Raw genomic sequence first — 19,004 nt, forward strand, 5'->3', positions numbered from 1 at the left:
AAATAAAATTTAAGTTCCAAGAATTGTTTAACTAAAATTAAAAAATGAAAGAGCTTGATTATAATGGATATTATGCAGATTGCTATGTTTTATGTGAAAATAGAGATGAAAAATTTATTAACGAGTTTCTCAATTATTTCATCCCAGAAAGAGAAGAGAGTAGTATTGAATACGAATATCCACAATATGATACTAATTCTGAACTATACTTTAAGAACGTAGAAAAATTAATAACATTCTTAATAATAAATAATAAATCTGAATATTCAATTTATTGGAGAAACAAAAAGAAAGATAAACTCAGAGGAGCAATGTTATTTTTCACTGATGATGGGAAGTTAATTATTGGTTTATATTGCGATACCTTAAAGAATGATTCAAAAATTGAAGACGATTATTTAGTTCAACTAAAAGAATTCAGTAAGAGCAAGTTCGGGTATATTACGTATGAACAAGTTCCTGAGATGAACACGGGTAGATTCATGAAAATGGTAAAAAAAGATAATTGAAAATATTTTAGAATTTTTCTATAGATTTTATTAGTCCATCTTGGAGTAGAAGACCTTTAGAAAAATAAAATCAAAGCTTTACTCCTTCTTATTTATTTCATACTTTTACCAACCTAAATTTAAGTAAATCTCAATGGCAAAGGCGACGAAGAAAGAGACCCCGTTAATGACGCAGTACAATACCATCAAGGCGAAATATCCTGATGCACTTTTACTTTTCAGAGTGGGAGATTTCTACGAAACCTTTGGGCAGGATGCTGTGAGAACTTCTCAAATTTTGGGGATTGTTTTGACCAAGAGAGCTAACGGAGATGGTCATATCGAACTGGCTGGTTTTCCGCATCATTCGGTAGATTCTTATTTGCCTAAATTGGTAAGAGCCGGAATTCGTGTGGCAATTTGTGACCAATTAGAAGACCCCAAAACCGTCAAAGGAATTGTAAAACGTGGTGTGACAGAACTGGTTACACCTGGAGTGACGTTTAACGATCAGGTTTTGACATCAAAAAAGAACAATTTCCTGCTTTCGCTTCACAAAGAAAAAGAAAAGTATGGGATCGCTTTGGTCGATGTTTCAACTGGAGAATTTTTGGTAAGCGAGGGGAATTTAGATAAAATTTTACACATCATCAATACGTTTGATCCGAGTGAAATTATTTATCAGCGAAGTGTACAAATTCCCGATCAGCTGAAAAACAGAAATGTTTTTAAACTGGAAGATTGGGCGTATCAATATAATTTTGCCTACGAAAAACTAACGAATCAATTCAGAACCAATTCATTAAAAGGTTTTGGAGTTGAAGGTTTACCTTTGGCAATTACCGCAGCAGGAGCTATTTTCGCCTATCTTGTTGAAGATACGCATCACAAATTGCTGGCACACATCACCAAAATTCAGATTATTCCGCAGGAAGATTATCTGATGATGGATCATTTTACGCTGAGAAATCTCGAAATCGTTTATCCAAGTCATCCGAAAGGAAAATCTTTGCTCGATATTATTGATAAAACGTCTACACCAATGGGTGGAAGATTATTGAGAAGAAGAATTATCCTTCCGTTAAAATCTGTAGAAGAAATCGGAAGAAGATTGTCATTGATTGACTTTTTAAACGAAAATGATCAGCTGAAATATGAAATTTCAGAATTACTGAGAGCGATCTCAGATTTAGACCGATTAATGGGGAAACTCGCGGCAGAAAAAATTTCACCTAAAGAATTAGGTTATCTGCGTCAAAGTTTAATTAATATTCAGAAGATAAAAGGATTACTTCATCCTCATGCCGATGTCTTAGCTTGGTTAGAGCCATTAAACTCTTTAGATGATTTGATTGAATTACTTGAAAATCATCTGAATGAAGAACTCCCTGTCAATTTGGCGAAAGGAAATGTCATCAAACAAAATATTTCCGAAGAACTCGATCATTTACGAGGTTTACAAAACAAAGGCCGTGGTTTCCTTGACGAAATGTGCCAGCGTGAAGTGGAACGCACCGGAATCACAAGCCTGAAAATTGATTTTAATAATGTTTTCGGATATTTTATTGAAGTTAGAAATACGCATAAAGATAAAGTTCCGAGTGATTGGATAAGAAAGCAAACATTGGTCAATGCAGAAAGATACATCACTGAGGAATTAAAAGAATACGAAAGCCAAATTCTGGGCGCTGAAGAAAAAATCAGTGTTTTGGAAAATCAATTGTACCGAAAAGTCTGTTCAGATACCATGATTTATATGGATAGAATTCAGGAAAATTCAAATATTATTGCGCAGCTTGATGTTGCAGTGGGTCTTTCTGAGCTGGCGGTTTCTGAAAGTTATACAAAACCTGTCTTAAATGATGGTTTTAAAATCGATTTAAAAGAAGCGAGACATCCGATCATTGAAAATGCACTTCCTTTAGGCGAAAAATATATTCCAAATGATATCTTTTTAGATAAAGATTCTCAACAAATTATTATGGTTACCGGACCCAACATGGCAGGTAAATCTGCAATTCTTCGTCAGACTGCAATTGTTTGTCTGATGGCTCAAATCGGAAGTTTTGTTCCTGCAAAACACGCGGAAATTGGAGTTTTAGATAAAATTTTCACAAGAGTTGGGGCGAGCGACAATATTTCTGCCGGAGAATCTACTTTTATGGTGGAAATGAATGAAGCGGCTTATATTTTAAATAATATTTCAGATCGCAGTTTGATTTTATTAGACGAAATTGGTCGTGGAACTTCAACGTATGACGGGGTTTCGATTGCGTGGGCGATTGCAGAGTATCTGCATCAGCATCCGACGCAGGCAAAGACTCTATTTGCAACGCATTATCACGAGTTGAATGAAATGACTTTCAACTTTGAGCGTGTGAAAAACTTCCACGTTTCTATTCAGGAAAACAAAGGAAATATCATTTTCTTAAGAAAATTAATTCCGGGTGGAAGTGAACATAGTTTCGGTATTCACGTTGCGAAATTAGCCGGAATGCCATCGAAAGTTGTGAACAGAGCGAATGATATTCTGAAAACTTTGGAAGCAAGCCGTTCACAGAGTGGAAGTTCAGATACAATTAAAAGAGTGACCGAAGAAAACATGCAGCTTTCTTTCTTTCAGCTAGACGATCCGGTTTTGGAAAATATCAGAGAAGAACTGACGAAAATTGACATTAATACGTTGACGCCGATTGAAGCTTTGATGAAGTTGAATTCAATTAAAAAAATGATTGGAAAGTAGGAAATGAAAGGTATTATTCACAGAAAACCGACGTTTTGGAAGTATGAAACTACTGCATCCTACGTCGTTCTTTGTTGTCAATATCTCTACATTTTGGTCTTTGGGAAAAACATTGATAAAGAAATTATCAAGCAATATGTAGATCTTTGGTTCTACGATCTGATGATTTTTTTTCCTGTTATCTTTCTTTTATTTTTCCCTCAAAAATTCCGTGTCGTTTTCCTTTCTTTGATTTTTTGTAGCGGACTGTTTTATTTTTATAATGGATTGGGATTCAACTCCATCGTTTTTAATACCTTTCTTTCTATTTTTTTAGCCAACAAATATCTCTTATTTAATTTTTCCGACGAGCAGAGAGGAAAGTTACTTAAGTTTCGTTTTCTTAAGATTTTACTTCTCTTCCCGATTATTCTGATTACTGTTTTAGCTGAGAATTTGTTAGAATACTTAGGCATTACAAATCCAGAAGTAAGAGGCGATGGAAAAGTCATGACCAATTTTGGAAGGTTTTTACTTTTCGGTTCTTATTATGGTGGGCTGGCGTATTTCGCCTACCGGGAAGAGAGAAAAGCAGTAACCAATCATCTGTAGTAATATTATATCAAGTTAAGCGTGATGGTTTAACCAATGTAATAATAATCAATTAAAACTTTCTCGAAGATAAAGGAAATGTATAAAGATAACGTACTGGTTTGTCTCCAATCATTGCTGGTTTCCAGCGAGTAAAAATTCTTTTAACGCCTAATTCTGCTGCTTCTACATGTTTTTTGTCGCTTCCGATAGCTGCAATATTTCTTACATAGCCGTCTTTCTCAACAACAAAATAAATGCGGGTATCTAGCTTTTGATTTTGCTTTAGATTGACAGTGGGCATTCCTTCAAAATATTTTTGTTTAAAAACTTCAAAACCACCAGGGAATTCGGGAGCTTTGTCTGCGGAGGTTACAACATCTTTTAAATTAATCTTTTTCTTTACCAATTCATTATAGTTGGGTATCTCTGAGATATTGTTTTCAATCGTGTTTTTATTTACAGTTTCCTGAGCATAAATAGATGTGCCCAAAGACAAACCAAGCAAAAAAATCGCTTTTTTCATTCCATTTGATTTTATAATACTGATTCTGAGCGATATTCTCAGATGTATAGTTAATTGAGGGGTATCAAACTTAATACCAATTATTTAAACTTCATAGTAAGTGGGAGTCTGAAGCGGTATCTCACTTTATTTCCGTTTATTTCTGCCGGAATCCATTTTTCTTTTATTTTAGAAATTGCTCGGATAGCTTCATTATTAAAACTTTCGTTATTTCCAATTGCTTTTATTTCCGTGAGCGTACCATCTTTTTGAATCACAAAAGTGAGCTCGCATTTTTCCTCTCCATTGCTTATAACTTTTCTTTCTTTAAATTTTTTGGCAAAAAGTTCCCTGAATGTAAGTAAGCCTTTGGGAAACTCAGCAGGTTTTTCAACAACATTAAAGATTTCGGTTTTGTATTTTTTTAAATTTACTTCTTCTAATTCGGTAGTTCCTGCAACTTCTTGTGCGTTTGCGAAATAGCTAAATAATACTGTTGAAAATAAAATAAGTTTTCTCATCGTTTAATTTATGCAAAAATAAGATTCTCAATTTAAATCAATTAACAAAGTTTAACAACGGTATCGTATTGATATAGAGATTCATTCGCTAATTTTGAGCATGAAGAAATTTTTGAGTTTAATTGCATTGATTTTTAGTATGTCTTTTTATTTTTCACAGGAACAAATTATTATAAATGATATTCCTATGATTAAATATGAACAGTTAGAAAATAAGATTAAGGAAGAAAAAGATGTAGTATTGGTTATAAATTTCTGGTCCACAACTTGCGCTCCGTGTGTGAAAGAACTTCCAGATTTTATGGAGGTCAACGAAAAATTTAATAGCAATCCAAAATATAAAATGCTGTTGGTTTCTTTAGACAGAGCCAAAGATAAAGAACGTGTGATTGAATTTATCAAAAAGAAAAACCTCACTGCGGAAGTGGTTTTATTAGATGATATTAAAAGAATGAATACCTGGATTCCTCGTTTCGAGAAAAACTGGGACGGAAATATTCCGGTGACGATTTTTTATAAAAATGGAGAAAAAGTACATTTCAATGACGGCGAAATGAGCAAAGAAGAGTTGGAGAATACCATTGTGAAAAATTTAAATTAAACAAAATCGAAATACTATGAAAAGCTTTAAAATATTAATGACAGCTTTTGTTGTCGGACTTGGATTACTGAGTTTTACAAAAATCAACAGCGATAAAAATGAAAATACGAAACACGAAGTTTCTTCTGCAAAAGGATATGAAGTTGGTGATGAAGCAGCAGATTTTAAACTAAAAAATGTTGACGGAAAAATGGTTTCTCTGAGCGATTTTAAAAAAGCAAAAGGTTTTATTGTCGTTTTCACCTGCAATCATTGTCCGTATGCAAAAAAGTATGAAGACAGAATTGTAGCGCTCGATAAAAAATATAAAAATCAAGGATATCCTGTGATTGCAATCAACCCAAATGATCCCAACGTACAGCCTGAAGATGATTATCAGCAAATGATTACAAGAGCCAAAGAAAAAGGTTTTACATTTCCGTATTTGGTAGATGAAGGTCAGAAAATCTATCCTCAATATGGTGCGACAAAAACCCCGCACGTTTTTATTCTTCAGAAAGAAAATGGAAAAAATATCGTGAAATACATCGGAGCAGTGGATAATAATTATGAAGACCCGAATGATGTTTCAGAGCGTTATGTAGAAGATGCTGTGGATGCTTTAATTAAAAATCAAACGATAAAAATGAATAAAACCGTTGCCATCGGATGCACGATAAAAGTGAAAAAATAATTTCGGATATTTAAATAAAATACAGATATTGGGCGGACTTTAGTCCGCTCTTTTTTTAACACAAAATCAAATACTTTAGCCAAAATTAATCACGATGAAATTTAAATTTAACCTGAAATATTTCTTTTTAACCCTCCTTATTTTCCTTGTTGAGGTTTTAATTGCCACCGTTTTAAAAGATCAGTTTTTTATCAGAGCTTATTTGGGAGATGTGATCGTTGTAATGCTGTTGTATACTCTTGTGAAAAGCTTTTTCATAACCAACAACACAAAATTAATTCTCGGAATTTTTGCTTTTTCTTGCCTGATAGAGTTTGCCCAATTTTTCAACATTGCAGAAAAATTAGGCTTCCAACCGGGAAGCCTAATGTATATCGTAATCGGAAATTCTTTTTCGTGGATTGATATTCTGTGTTACGGAGTGGGATGTTTGATCCTTTATCTTTTGGTTAAAATTAAATTTTATCAAAACGAATCTTCAAAATCCGTTTAATCTTCGGGAAAATTACCTTCCAAAAGAATCATATTTATCTTCTGCGTATTTGATGAAACGGTTCAGCAAAGCTACATTTTCTTTTTCCATCGGGGAAAGCTCGCTGTCAACATTATTGGAAACCGGAATGTACCAATCGGTCTGTTCAAAAAAGTTTCTGTAAGTCTGTTTTTTGAATGAATAACCATGTCTTGCGAAAACCGAATTTTTAATGATTTCCATGTCGAGTTTTCGAAGGTTTTTGATGTCTTTTTCGCTCAGTTTTTGTTTTGAAGCATTGATTTTAAAAACCGCATCAGAAGCAACTCTATTTTTAGATTGGGTGTATGTTTCTGTTTTTCCTGTTTCTTCGTCGGTATATTTTTCTTTAAAATCTCTCGGATTTTCCCAATCAATTAATTCAGAATTTTGATCCAGCATAAAATTCGGATTGTAGACAAACTCTTTTTTAATCAGTTTTAAATTTTTCAAAGACGCTTTTACTGCAGATTTATTAAAAGCAGTCCATTTTCCGGTGATGCTGTCGTTTTTAAGTTTAACTTCAAATCTTCCATCGGTTTTATCATTTCCTGGTTCATCCAAAATAAAAGATTGAGAACTCTCGTTAAAAACACCTCTGAAAGGTCTTTGTGTTCCGTTCACAATACTTTGTCCGTACACGGAATCTTGAGTAATTCGATTGATTTTTAAAGACAGTCTTTTGATATTTATTCCTTCATAGTCTTCATCAGCTTCATTATCATGCATCATCTCTTTTCCGGCAAATTCTCCGGTGTAAATTCCGTAATATTCTTTATGAACTTCGGGAATGACGACAGAATCTTTTTTAGCAGTTAAACTGTCTTTAGATTTTTCTTCGGTTGTAGCGTCTTTTTTACAGCTTGTCAAACCGATTGTAAACAGAGCAATTAAAGTTAATTTTAAAATTTTCATATAAATTAAATGTGCTTTTTTCTGATTAAATATTCAATTAAAATAATATTCGGAACCCAGCCGAGCCACGCAATGATTTGATAAACATCCATCGGATTTGGGTGGAATAAATATACAATAATTACTTTCCACATTCTCAAAGTGATGGCAGAAATTGTCAATGCAAAACTTCGCCACATCCATTGTTTGTGTTCTTTAAATTTCTTTTGCCGGGCTAATTGATAAGCTTTAAACGTAGTAAACCACCATAAGCAGCCTAAAATAACGAACGAAATTTTAGATAAAAAACCACCATTGGCAAAAATCCCCATGTAAATTCCGGAAGGTGCTGCAAAAATTAAGATCAAAAAAATATAAATTTTACCGGCATTTCTGTGAAAGTTTTTCAATCCGAAATCTTTTCTTAGAATGGCCAGAAATCCTACCAATAAAACAAAAATACTCGTGTAAACATGGCTGTAAAAAAAATATAAATATTCAGGTCTTTCTACGACTTCAGTTTGTTTAATCATTAAAAAACTGACATTGGTGTCTAAAGGAATATATTCTAAAGTGATTTTCAGCATTTGCCAAAAGAAATACCCGAACCCGATTATTAAAAGGATTTTTGAGATATTCTGAATATTTTTTTTAGCTGAAAGCATTTATGATTAATCAATGAAAGCGGAAAAAGGAAGCTGAAACCAATATTTCACAGGGTGTGATTTGTATGTTGCAGGTTTCCACTTGGTTTTTATTGACTTTATTGCATTTTCTACTTCGCTATTAAGATCATCATTATTTCCAAACACAGTAATGCTTTCTATATTACCTTGCATGTTGACTGCGAATTTGGCTGTTGAGTTTACTTTCCCTGTTGCATTTTTTATTTTTTTAATATTTATTTTTTGTGCAACTTTACCTCTAAACTCGTTAATTCCACCGGGAAAAGAAGGTTGAATATCAGCTTCCGGAACGTAAGTTTCTCTGGAAGATTCTTTTTGTGAAGGGCTTGCCTTTATTCCTTCCTGTACTTGAGAAAAAGCAAGTGTAAAGCCTAAAAATGAGATTAGGACTAAATTTTTTTTCATATTTTTTTAGTTTAAATTATTCAAATCCTGTGCAATCAGCCACGCCTCGCTCCAGCAAGCCTGAAAATTAAATCCGCCAGTTACCGCATCAATGTTTAGAACTTCTCCTGCAATATAAAAATTTGGCAATAATTTCGAAGACATATTTTTGAAATTAATTTCCTTCAAATCTACACCACCTGCAGTCACAAATTCATCTTTATAAGTAGATTTTCCGGTTACCTGAAATTTCTTTTTGCAGAGATTTTCCAAAATCATCTGTATTTCTTTTCCGGAAATGTTGGCAATTTGTTTATTTAAATTAACTTTTGAAACTTCCAAGATTCTTTGCCAAAAACGATTCGTCACATCAAATATTTTTGATGATCCAATTAATTTCTTAGGATTTGAAATTTTAAAATTCTGAAATAATTCTTCCGCATCATCAATATCTTTTGAAATAAAATTAACCTGAACTTCAAAATTGTATTTTACTTTCGCCAGATTAATCGCTTCCCAAGCCGAAATTTTCAATATTGCAGGTCCCGAAAGTCCCCAATGCGTAATTAACAATGATCCGCTTTCCTCAGTTTTTAATTTCGGGATCGACGTTTCTGCCATTTCAAAACTTGTTCCCAAAAGATCTTTCAGCAAATCATCTTTAATATTAAATGTAAAAAGTGAAGGAACCAAATCAATAATTTTATGTCCCAAATTTTCAATCATCTTTAAAGATTTAGGCGAGCTTCCGGTTGTATAAACTACATAATCAGCTAAAAAATCTCCCAAACTTGTTTTCACAAGATATTTTTCGTCTCGTTTTTCAATTTCCTTTACCGAACATTTAGTTTTTACTTCAACATTTTTCTCTTGAATTTCATTCAGAAAAGTATTGATAATCGTTTGAGAAGAATTGCTTTCAGGGAAAATTCTGTTATCATTTTCTATCTTCAACGAAACTTTTCGTTTTTCAAACCAGTCCATCGTGTCACCGGGTTGAAATTTGGTGAAAACACTTAATAATTCTTTATTTCCACGAGGGTAAAACTGAACCAATTCTTTTGGGTCAAAACATGCGTGAGAAACATTGCATCTTCCGCCTCCCGAAATTTTTACCTTCTGGAGTACATCTGAATTTTGCTCAAGAATTGTAATTTTATATTTCTTTTCGTCAAGATTTGTTGCGCAGAAAAACCCTGCCGCTCCGCCTCCGATAATGATAATTTGCTTCATAACTATGTAATCTTATGCTGAAGATTATTTTTGCAAAACTACAATTTTTATAAACCATCTTATTTGAGTAATTTTGAGGATTATAATTTTTGAATTTTTAAACGAAATTATTAACCACAATAAGTATTTTTTCTCATTCTTTATCTAGTTTGTCATTCCGTAGGAATCTCAGCTGATTTAAATGGTCTTGTTTAGATTCCTACGGAATGACAAACATTGCAGATACTTCAGATGGTTACTATTCAATAATTCACTTTTAAACAAAATTAAATGACTTTCTACCATACCTTTGAAGTACGCTGGAGCGATCTAGACGCCAATAAACATCTTGCCAACTCGTCTTACGTGCAATATTGTGCGCAGACTAGAATGGCTTTTATGAAAAAAGAAAAAATGGGAGTTACCCAAATGAGCCGTTGGGGAATTGGTCCTGTGATTATGCACGAAAGATTTTCTTTTTTTAAAGAAATTTTCGCAGACCAAAAAGTAATCGTAAGCCTTGAAATCGACGGGTGTGCAGAAGATGCTGCAATCTACCGTTTTGTACATAAGTTTTATCTTCCTGATGGTTCACATTGTGCCACTTCAGAAGCGACAGGAGTTTGGATTGATACGATGTTGAGGAAAATGACTTCCCCACCAGATGACGTTGTCGAAGCGATGAATAAATACAAAACTGCGGAAACCATATTGATGACGAGAGAAGATTTTAAAAAACTTCCTTTCCGTCCGGAAAATATTGATCCATCGCTATTAGCTGTTTAGCTTATTGTTTAAGGTCTTGAGTTTAATTTATTGACAGCACTTAAAATTACTCATTACCAATTACCCATTACTTATATAAAATTTATGTTTGAAGATAAAGAACCAGAATTAACGCCAATCTCTAAATTAGGAGAGTTTGGACTGATAAAACACCTAACGGAATTTTTTCCTTTATCCAACGAGTCTTCGGAACTTGGAGTAGGAGATGATGCCGCTGTAATCAATCCCGGAAACAAGAAAGTAGTTTTAACGACTGACGTTTTGGCGGAAGGAGTTCATTTCAATTTAGGATATGTTCCATTGAAGCATTTAGGCTACAAAGCTGTTGTGGTAAATCTTAGTGATATTGCTGCGATGAATGCAACGCCTACGCAGATCTTGGTTTCTCTTGCAGTTTCAAACCGTTTTCCGGTGGAAGCTTTGGAAGAATTGTATGCCGGAATTCAGGCGGCTTGCGGAAGATATAAAGTTGATTTAATCGGTGGAGATACAACAAGTTCCAATGCAGGTTTGGTCATGAGCATTACTGCTGTCGGAATTGAAGATGAAGAAAATATCGTGAAAAGAAGCGGCGCAAAACCAAACGATTTGCTCGTAGTAAGTGGAGATTTGGGTGGCGCTTATATGGGACTTCAGATTTTAGAAAGAGAACATGCCGTTTTCTTAGCTGACCCCAATATGCAACCTGAAATGGAAGGTTTCGACTATATTTTAGAAAGACAGTTGAAGCCGGAAGCTAGAACTGATGTAAAAGGAATTTTAGAGCAATTGGATATTAAACCAACATCTATGATTGATATTTCAGACGGTCTAGCTTCTGAAATTTTACATCTTTCTGATCAGTCGAAAGTGGGTTTCAGATTGTATGAAGAAAAAATACCGATGGATAATCTGACGATTACAACGGCGGATGATCTGAATTTAAATCCTGTCATGACAGCGTTAAGCGGCGGTGAAGACTACGAATTATTGTTCACGATTGCTTCAGAGGATTTTGATAAGATAAAAAACCATCCGGATTTTACCATTATCGGTCATGCTGTTGAAAAAGAAGAAGGAAATTTTATGGTAGCAAGAGGTTCTAATCAGTTGGTTGCGTTGACGGCACAAGGTTGGGATGCTTTTTTGAACAATCAGCAAAACGGTTAAAATTTAATTTTAAATATTGTGAAGCCACTGCATTTTTGTAGTGGCTTTTTTGTTGATTTTAAATGTATGGATGAACCAAATAACAATTTAAGCGTTCAATGCTATTGTTGTGGGTGTTTTACTCTAAAGGAAAGAGGAAATTACAATATATGTAAAGCTTGTTTTTGGGAAGATGATGGATGTTTTGATTTGAAAAAAATTAGTCATTCAAATCATATGACTTTAGAAAAAGGCAAGGAAAATTTTATAAAATTTGGAGCATGTGAAGAACGATTTGTGAAAAATGTTATAAAAAATCCAGAAAATAAAATTCATAAGAAAACAAATTAAAAATAACATCAGTTTTATCTCATCCTTCCATTATTCCAACTCATCATAGCATCTCGACACTTAATCAAGTAATTTTTGTAAAAAAGAAACGAAGACCTCTCTTTGCATAAATTTTTTAATTATGAAGAAAGGTCTTTTGACTGCTTTTTATTGTTTGACCCACTTCAGTTGTTGGGTAAACGCACAGACCGGAATTTCCGGGGAGCTTAAAACAGAATATATTCCACACTCTAGCTATATCCGTCCGGAGGATAGCGTAAAAACAGATTCTAAGAGTGATTTTAAAAGGGTAGATCTAAGCTTTAATATTCCATTATCAATGAAGAAAAATGAGGATGGTAAAGTGAAGTCGTGGTCTTTACTCGCCAATGGTTCTTACGCTAAAATGTCTCACAGAAACTATGAAACTCAGCTGTTTCCTGATCAAATGCTGAACGCTCAGGTCGGTTTGCAACATTTAAGACCTTTAGGTGGAAAATGGAGCATGATGATGACGGCATCAGTCGGCGTCTATACAGATCTTGAAAATGTAGATTTTGATGATGTTTTAGGACAGGGTGGAGTACTTTTTATCAAGAATTTTAATCCTAACCTGGCTCTTGGCTTAGGACCCGTTCTGACCACTGCGTTTGGAGTTCCGATGATTATGCCCTGGATCTATTTTGATTGGAAAACAGGCAATAAAATTAAGTTTAACATCAATTTTCCGGAAGGAATGGAAGCTGGCTATCAGTTCACAGACAAATTTGCATTAAAAGCTGTTGTTGGTTTAAACGGAATGACCGTAGAAAGAAACAAGGACGGAAAATCTGTATTACTGGGATATCAGCAGATCACAGCAGGCTTAAGACCGGAAATTAAGATCAATGAGTCAGTAAGCCTGAAATTAACGGGAGGAACGGCTTTATTGAGAAGCTTCAATGAAAACGAACGCAAAATAAAAAGCATTTTTAAGATGAAAAAAGGTGAAGATCCCCGATTTTCAAGTACATTTTATGTAGCAGTTGCCCTTCGTTGGAATTTACCCTAAACTATTTACTAATGAGCTTCTTATACACAACCTGATTGAGCAATTCTTCTTTTCGGGTTCTGGATATAGGAAGCTCAATTTTATTGATAAATAAACGTCCTCCTGAGATCATATCGATATGAGTGATATTGATTAAAAATGATTTATGAATTCTGAAAAAATGCTCAGCAGGAAGCGATTCTTCGATAGCTTTCATCGTTTGATGAATGACAAGCGATTTATCTTTAAAATGAAGCTTCGTATAATTCTGCATACTTTCAATAAATAAAATATCTACCCACGAAACTTTGATAAAAGAATCAGACTGCCGAACATACAAAAAAGGATCATCAAAAGGGGTATTTCTTTTTATTTTTTCAGACATGATGAATTGTTGCTGTGCCTTATTAACCGCCTGATAAAAACGGTTAAAAGCAATAGGTTTCAACAGATAATCAACTACCTGAAGCCTGTATCCTTCCAAAGCATATTCCGAATAAGCGGTTGTAAGGATGCATAACGGCGGATTTTCTAATTGTTCCAAAAACTCAAGACCCGTTAAATAAGGCATATTAATATCCAAAAAAAGAAGATCGATCTGTTTTTCCTGCACTTTAGAATTGGCTTCCAATGCAGTTGCGCAAGTGTCTACAACCTCTAAAAAGTCAATTTGATCGGCCATTTCTTTCAGATGAAATCTCGCTAACGGCTCATCATCTATAATCAAGCATTTCATTTTGGGAAGATTATTGTTCGTCATTTTCTTGGGATAATTTTAAAGTTAAAGAAACTTTGTAGATGTCATCATTAGATTCGATTTTTAACGTGTGTGAATCCGGATATTGAAGGTTTAGCCGTTTTTTTACATTTTGAAGGCCGATTCCGTGTGCGCCGTCTTTCTTTTTGTAAGTGGTGATGTTTGAATAAGAATTTTCAACATAAAAGGAAAGCGTATTGTCTTTTTCTTTACATGAAATGATGATGTAGCCTTTATGCCCAGGCAAACGACAAACATATTTAAAAGCATTTTCTATAAATGGAACGAGCAGAAGAGGAGCAATGAAAGCTTTTTTATTTTTGATATCCCAGGTGGCTTTTACGTCCAGTTCATTTCCCCATCTCAATTTTTCAACTTCCACCAGATCTTGGAGATATTGAATTTCCTGATTGACCATAACCTGATTTTTATTGCAGTGATACAATTGATACCGCAGAATGTCAGAGAATTTTAATAACAGAAAAGAAGCAAGCTCCGTATTCGTTTTCATTAAAATATGAATATGATTCAAAACATTGAACATCACATGCGGATTGATTTGATCCTGTAACAGTTTAAGCTGACTTTCCAAATGTGCCTGCTGTAATAAAATATGATCCCGTTCTATTTTTCCATGTTCCAGATAAAACCTGATTCCACAAGCAGTTCCGATAATGAGAAGCGATGCAGGAATTGATAAATAAAAACCTTTCCACAACACAGCCAAATGCCCCGAGAAACTTGGCGGAAGAGGAGTTTGCGCGTCAATATTGATATAAGCAAAGACAAACGAGAATATAAAACTCAGTAAAATAATTACAATTCCAGCTTCTACTAAAAACTGATTCATCTTTTTGGAAATCAGTGCTTTCGGGAGAAGTTTGTCGGTTAAGAAGTGTGCAAAAATAAAAGAACTTATCAGGATGATAGAAGTCTGTATAAAGGCATTATACATTCCGGCGTCAACCTGAATCTGCATCCAGATCGCCATCCCGAAAACAAGCCAGAAAATGATAATTAATATATGTTTTTTTAAGACTAAAGGCTTTGTCATAGATTGAGCAAGGTAGATTTATAAAAAATTAGAAACCGCAAAACTGCAGTTTCTAATACGTAAAGATAATTTAAGTTTTTAGAACAGGAAGTATCCGATCCCCAATGAAAAACTGTGAGGTTTAGATTTAAATTCCTTGCTGATGCTGGATAATCCTGTCTCATAACGAAGATCAACTGTGAAGTTTTTATAATCCATTCCGACACCTCCTGTGATCCCGACGTTGAACTTATCAAATTTTTTGAATCCTTCCTGAAGAGCTTTCGTTGCAGATAAATTATCATTAAAAGCATAACTGTAAACGCCACCTGCAAATGCCCTGATATTGAAATCTTTGTTGTTGACAATTTTGTAACCAATGACGATAGGTAGATCAATGGAATTCCACTTTAATTTTGAAGAACTCCCGTCTTTCATTTCGTAAGAAGTTTTTCTTTTGTTGAACAAAACCTCTCCCTGTACATATAAACGGTTAAAATCTACTCTTGTCATCACTCCAGCTTGATATCCCAAGCCATATTTCCCCTCGATTCCTGAAGATTCAGTAGATGTTTTTGTAAAATTAGTTCCTCCTTTGATACCGATGTGGAAGGCCGGGGTTTGCTGTGCATTGGCTTCAACCGAGCAAGTAATGCATACAAATAATGAGCTTAATGCTAAAAAACGTTGTTTCATAAGATGTTATTAAAAATCTGATGCAAAACAACAACTGCAGGCGATGATTTGAAATTTTATTTGATGAATGGTAAGGATGATTTGACGAGAAGTATGTTCTATTTGAAAAAAAGAATCCCTGCTACGAATGCAGCAGGGATTTAATATGATTTTAAATTATTTTATTACGCCTTCACAATATTCACAATCACCTCAAGCGCTTTCTCCATACTTTCCAAAGCTACATATTCGTAAGGTCCGTGGAAGTTCATTCCACCTGCAAAAATATTCGGGCAAGGAAGTCCCATGTAAGATAGCTGAGCTCCGTCTGTTCCTCCTCTGATTGCCTTGATTTTAGGCTCAATATTCGCTCCTTTCATCGCTTTTGCGGCAAGGTCAATGATGTGCATTTTGCCTTCAAATTGCTGCTTCATGTTGCGGTACTGTTCTTTGATCTCAACTTCAGCCGTTCCTTCTCCATGTTTTTGGTTGAATTCAGCAACTTTTTCCTCCATGAATTTCTTTCTCGCCTCAAATTTCTCTTCGTCATGATCGCGGATAATGTATTGAAGTTTAGCCTCAGAAATATCAGCGGTAATATCCATTAAATGATAAAATCCGTCAAAACCTTTTGTTGTAGCCGGAGTTTCATTTGCAGGAAGTAATTGAATAAATTCAGCAGCTAAAAGACCTGCATTAACCATTTTTCCGAAAGCATAACCAGGATGTACGCTCAGTCCGTGGATTTTCACCACTGCTCCGGCTGCGTTAAAGTTTTCATATTCTAACTCTCCAACTTCACTTCCGTCCATTGTATAAGCGAATTCTGCCCCGAATTTTGTAACATCAAATTTATGTGCGCCTCTTCCGATTTCTTCGTCCGGAGTGAAACCAATTGCCACTCTTCCGTGCTTGATTTCAGGATGAGCAATCAAATATTCTGCGGCCGTTACAATTTCAGCACAACCTGCTTTATCATCAGCTCCTAAAAGAGTATTTCCGTCAGTTGTAATCAAAGTCTGACCGATATACATTTTTAAGCTTTCAAATTTTGAAGGCGATAAAGTGAAGTTCGTTTCTTTATTTAAAACCAGATCTTCACCCTGATAATTTTCCCAAACCTGAGGTTTTACATTTTCACCACTGAAATCCGGTGAAGTATCATAATGAGAGATAAATCCGATGGTCGGTTGACTGTCATTCTCCAAGTTAGAAGGAACATAAGCCATAATGTAACCGTGGTCATCGATAGAAACATCTTCCAAACCGATGGTCTTTAGTTCTTCTAGAATATAGTTGGCGATGTCCCACTGTCTTTCAGTAGAAGGTGTCGTTTCGCTTTCTGCGTCACTGGTTGAATATATTTTTACATAGCTGAGAAAACGGTTTAATAGTTTTTCTCTCCACATTTCGTTGAATTCGATTGTACTCATTAGATGTCTAAAATTTTAACAAAGTTAGCAAATTTGATGCTGAGAACACGTTTTTTGTATTTGAATATGAGATATTGAAATTATAAATCAGATATAAATTATTGGTTATCAAAAGAATCTTAGCTTTGTTTTGTACAAAGAACTAATTGTTTTAGTTTTATTATATTTGAGAAAATCAAAAGTGAAAATGTTTCTTACAGAATGTCCTAGAGATGCCATGCAGGGTTGGGGAGAATTTATCCCGACAGCAAAGAAAGTCGATTATATTAACTCATTAATGGAAGTGGGCTTTGATGTTCTGGATTGCCTTAGTTTTGTATCTCCAAAAGCAATTCCGCAAATGGCTGATTCTGCTGTGGTTGTCGAAAATATAGATAAATCTTTATCTAACACCAAAGTTTCTGCAATCATCGGAAACTACAGAGGAGCTGAGAAAGCTTTGATGCATCCATCTGTCGATATTTTAGGCTTTCCTTTTTCAATTTCTGAAACTTTTCAGCACAGAAACACCAATAAAAATCAAGAAGAGGCTTTTAATGATGTGGTTAAAATGCTTGAGCTTACAAAAAGGGAAGGTAAAGAATTGAATCTTTATTTCTCCATGGCATTTGGAAATCCTTACGGTGAAATGTGGAAATGGGAAGATGTAGATTTCTGGGCCAACCGTTTTTCTGAAATCGGAATTGAAAATATCTTATTGTCTGATACTACAGGAGTTGCAACGACAGAAACAATCTCTGTTTTATTTGAGAAAATTCCTTCAAAATATCCAAATATTGATTTTGGAGCGCATTTTCATAATCGATATGAAGATTCTTATTCTAAACTAAAATCTGCTTACGATAAAGGCTGTAGAAGGTTTGACTCAGCAATCAAAGGAATTGGCGGTTGTCCGATGGCGAAAGATGATTTGGTAGGAAATATGCCGACCGAACAAGTTATCAATTTTATGAGCGTTGAAAAAGCGGAACATAAATTGAACTTATTGAATTTCGAAAGTTCTTATAACAGAGCGAAGGATATCTTTCATTTTTAAAGTATGAAAAAGTTTTACCTTATTTTATTATTCTTTTCATACTCAACCATTTTTGGGCAAAAAGTTTTAAAACTTTTTAACGAACAGAATTTTGACGAAATCGTTAAATTGGAAAAGGAGAGTGAAACTTTAAGTGGTGAAGAACTTTATTATGTCGGTTATGCATTTTTTAGAAAGGAAAATGATGTAAAAGCGATTGAGTATTATGATAAAGCATTATCTAAGAAATTTGATAATGTAATGTTGTATTTTCAGAAAGGTTATTCGCTAATGTTTTTAAAAAAATATGATCAAGCTATAGAAAATATAAATATTGCAATATCAAAAGCACCCTTTGCAGAATTTTATGTTGAAAAAGCAAGAATTTACAAAATAAAGCAAGATATTAGTAATGAAGAGAAAACGTATGTCGAAGGTCTTCAAAATTCAAAACTGAAAGATGATCAGTGGTATCTTGAATTAATAAAGAATGCAGGTAATTTTTATTATGCGCAAATTAAAAACTTCCCTAAATCTGAAAAGGTTTATGCAGACGGAATATCAATATATCCCAATAAATATATTTTATATGAGAAGTTGATTAAAACTTTAAATGCCCAAAATAAATTTGCTGAAGCGAATGAAATTTTTGATCAAATGACAGTGTTTTATTCTCAGAAAAAACTGCCCGAAGATAACATCAAATTTAAAAATCTTGCAGTTGATGAATTTCAATGGAATAATCAATGGGTTAATGTTTATAAATCTTTTGAAAAGCCTAAAAAAACGCTTGAATCAATTTATACAATTTACTTGATTAATAAAACAGGTGAAAAAATAGAGCGTAAATTTAATATCGAAAAAACTGTTCAAATTGAGAAAACAGATGTTGAATTTGTTATATGTGAAGAATCTAATGAAGGTCATACAACTTTTCCAATCGGATTTAAAGATGACAGTTTTACCTTAGAAGATTTGCGAATACAAATTAAAAGGATTTTAGATAAAAAAGATAAAAAAAGTAAATAA

22 protein-coding genes are annotated in these 19,004 nt (G+C 34.0%); 12 read left to right on the forward strand and 10 right to left on the reverse strand.

The genetic code is table 11. The features are described 5' to 3' along the window. The first annotated feature begins 44 nt into the window (after nucleotides 1–44). The 3 genes from MQX03_RS16320 (at nucleotide 45) to MQX03_RS16330 (ending at nucleotide 3,822) form a co-directional block, all read left to right on the forward strand. Nucleotides 45–509, forward strand: a complete 465-nt coding sequence (locus tag MQX03_RS16320) for a hypothetical protein (protein WP_242804315.1) — start codon at nucleotides 45–47, stop codon at nucleotides 507–509. A gap of 133 nt (nucleotides 510–642) precedes the next feature. Further along, nucleotides 643–3,231 carry a DNA mismatch repair protein MutS gene (mutS, locus tag MQX03_RS16325; RefSeq protein WP_242804316.1) on the forward strand — a complete coding sequence of 863 codons (2,589 nt, stop codon included), beginning with the start codon at nucleotides 643–645 and terminating at the stop codon, nucleotides 3,229–3,231. Between the two features lie 3 nt (nucleotides 3,232–3,234). After that, on the forward strand, nucleotides 3,235–3,822 hold the full coding sequence (locus MQX03_RS16330; protein WP_242804317.1) for a hypothetical protein: 588 nt from the start codon (nucleotides 3,235–3,237) through the stop codon (nucleotides 3,820–3,822). A gap of 52 nt (nucleotides 3,823–3,874) precedes the next feature. Here MQX03_RS16330 and MQX03_RS16335 read toward each other — a convergent pair whose 3' ends face one another. Continuing rightward, complete coding sequence (locus MQX03_RS16335; RefSeq protein WP_242804318.1) at nucleotides 3,875–4,327, reverse strand: energy transducer TonB; 453 nt, start codon at nucleotides 4,325–4,327, stop codon at nucleotides 3,875–3,877. Nucleotides 4,328–4,407: 80 nt separating this feature from the next. Next, a complete protein-coding gene (locus MQX03_RS16340; RefSeq protein ID WP_242804319.1) occupies nucleotides 4,408–4,827 on the reverse strand; it encodes an energy transducer TonB in 420 nt (139 codons plus the stop codon). A gap of 187 nt (nucleotides 4,828–5,014) precedes the next feature. On the opposite strand from MQX03_RS16340, the gene MQX03_RS16345 reads away from it, so the two are divergent. From MQX03_RS16345 to MQX03_RS16355, 3 genes are all read left to right on the forward strand, one after another. Continuing rightward, a complete protein-coding gene (locus tag MQX03_RS16345; RefSeq protein ID WP_242804321.1) occupies nucleotides 5,015–5,428 on the forward strand; it encodes a TlpA family protein disulfide reductase in 414 nt (137 codons plus the stop codon). A gap of 16 nt (nucleotides 5,429–5,444) precedes the next feature. After that, nucleotides 5,445–6,101, forward strand: coding sequence for a thioredoxin family protein (locus MQX03_RS16350; protein ID WP_242804323.1), 657 nt, complete (start codon nucleotides 5,445–5,447; stop codon nucleotides 6,099–6,101). 94 nt (nucleotides 6,102–6,195) lie between these two features. Further along, nucleotides 6,196–6,594, forward strand: a complete 399-nt coding sequence (locus MQX03_RS16355; protein WP_242804324.1) for a ribosomal maturation YjgA family protein — start codon at nucleotides 6,196–6,198, stop codon at nucleotides 6,592–6,594. Between the two features lie 12 nt (nucleotides 6,595–6,606). Here the strand turns inward: MQX03_RS16355 and MQX03_RS16360 are convergent, their stop codons facing one another. The 4 genes from MQX03_RS16360 to MQX03_RS16375 are packed head-to-tail and all read right to left on the reverse strand — an operon-like array spanning nucleotide 6,607 to nucleotide 9,809. After that, nucleotides 6,607–7,527, reverse strand: a complete 921-nt coding sequence (locus MQX03_RS16360; RefSeq protein WP_242804326.1) for a YARHG domain-containing protein — start codon at nucleotides 7,525–7,527, stop codon at nucleotides 6,607–6,609. A gap of 5 nt (nucleotides 7,528–7,532) precedes the next feature. Then, a complete protein-coding gene (locus MQX03_RS16365; protein ID WP_242804328.1) occupies nucleotides 7,533–8,171 on the reverse strand; it encodes a DUF2306 domain-containing protein in 639 nt (212 codons plus the stop codon). A gap of 6 nt (nucleotides 8,172–8,177) precedes the next feature. Further along, complete coding sequence (locus MQX03_RS16370) at nucleotides 8,178–8,597, reverse strand: energy transducer TonB (protein ID WP_242804330.1); 420 nt, start codon at nucleotides 8,595–8,597, stop codon at nucleotides 8,178–8,180. Nucleotides 8,598–8,603: 6 nt separating this feature from the next. Next, nucleotides 8,604–9,809 carry a BaiN/RdsA family NAD(P)/FAD-dependent oxidoreductase gene (locus MQX03_RS16375; protein WP_242804332.1) on the reverse strand — a complete coding sequence of 402 codons (1,206 nt, stop codon included), beginning with the start codon at nucleotides 9,807–9,809 and terminating at the stop codon, nucleotides 8,604–8,606. Between the two features lie 270 nt (nucleotides 9,810–10,079). On the opposite strand from MQX03_RS16375, the gene MQX03_RS16380 reads away from it, so the two are divergent. The 4 genes from MQX03_RS16380 (at nucleotide 10,080) to MQX03_RS16395 (ending at nucleotide 13,083) form a co-directional block, all read left to right on the forward strand. Next, a complete protein-coding gene (locus MQX03_RS16380; RefSeq protein WP_242804334.1) occupies nucleotides 10,080–10,574 on the forward strand; it encodes an acyl-CoA thioesterase in 495 nt (164 codons plus the stop codon). 84 nt (nucleotides 10,575–10,658) lie between these two features. Further along, nucleotides 10,659–11,723 carry a thiamine-phosphate kinase gene (gene thiL, locus MQX03_RS16385; protein WP_242804335.1) on the forward strand — a complete coding sequence of 355 codons (1,065 nt, stop codon included), beginning with the start codon at nucleotides 10,659–10,661 and terminating at the stop codon, nucleotides 11,721–11,723. A gap of 66 nt (nucleotides 11,724–11,789) precedes the next feature. After that, nucleotides 11,790–12,053, forward strand: coding sequence for a CPCC family cysteine-rich protein (locus tag MQX03_RS16390; RefSeq protein WP_242804336.1), 264 nt, complete (start codon nucleotides 11,790–11,792; stop codon nucleotides 12,051–12,053). Nucleotides 12,054–12,174: 121 nt separating this feature from the next. Beyond that, nucleotides 12,175–13,083, forward strand: coding sequence for a DUF6268 family outer membrane beta-barrel protein (locus MQX03_RS16395; RefSeq protein ID WP_242804337.1), 909 nt, complete (start codon nucleotides 12,175–12,177; stop codon nucleotides 13,081–13,083). A gap of 1 nt (nucleotide 13,084) precedes the next feature. Here MQX03_RS16395 and MQX03_RS16400 read toward each other — a convergent pair whose 3' ends face one another. From MQX03_RS16400 to pepT, 4 genes are all read right to left on the reverse strand, one after another. Beyond that, nucleotides 13,085–13,822 carry a LytR/AlgR family response regulator transcription factor gene (locus MQX03_RS16400; RefSeq protein WP_242804338.1) on the reverse strand — a complete coding sequence of 246 codons (738 nt, stop codon included), beginning with the start codon at nucleotides 13,820–13,822 and terminating at the stop codon, nucleotides 13,085–13,087. After that, nucleotides 13,809–14,873: a sensor histidine kinase gene (locus MQX03_RS16405; RefSeq protein ID WP_242804339.1), complete on the reverse strand. Its 1,065-nt coding sequence runs from the start codon at nucleotides 14,871–14,873 to the stop codon at nucleotides 13,809–13,811. Before MQX03_RS16405 ends, MQX03_RS16400 begins: the two co-directional genes overlap by 14 nt. Before the next feature lie 78 nt (nucleotides 14,874–14,951). Next, nucleotides 14,952–15,548 (reverse strand): porin family protein, encoded by a 597-nt coding sequence (locus tag MQX03_RS16410; RefSeq protein WP_242804340.1) that lies wholly within the window; start codon nucleotides 15,546–15,548, stop codon nucleotides 14,952–14,954. 164 nt (nucleotides 15,549–15,712) lie between these two features. Continuing rightward, nucleotides 15,713–16,960: a peptidase T gene (gene pepT / locus MQX03_RS16415; protein WP_242804341.1), complete on the reverse strand. Its 1,248-nt coding sequence runs from the start codon at nucleotides 16,958–16,960 to the stop codon at nucleotides 15,713–15,715. Nucleotides 16,961–17,147: 187 nt separating this feature from the next. On the opposite strand from pepT, the gene MQX03_RS16420 reads away from it, so the two are divergent. After that, nucleotides 17,148–17,996, forward strand: a complete 849-nt coding sequence (locus MQX03_RS16420) for a beta/alpha barrel domain-containing protein (protein WP_242804343.1) — start codon at nucleotides 17,148–17,150, stop codon at nucleotides 17,994–17,996. Nucleotides 17,997–17,999: 3 nt separating this feature from the next. After that, nucleotides 18,000–19,004, forward strand: a complete 1,005-nt coding sequence (locus MQX03_RS16425) for a tetratricopeptide repeat protein (protein ID WP_242804345.1) — start codon at nucleotides 18,000–18,002, stop codon at nucleotides 19,002–19,004.

This window comes from Chryseobacterium aahli, assembly GCF_022699665.1.
GTDB classification, from domain to species: domain Bacteria; phylum Bacteroidota; class Bacteroidia; order Flavobacteriales; family Weeksellaceae; genus Chryseobacterium; species Chryseobacterium aahli.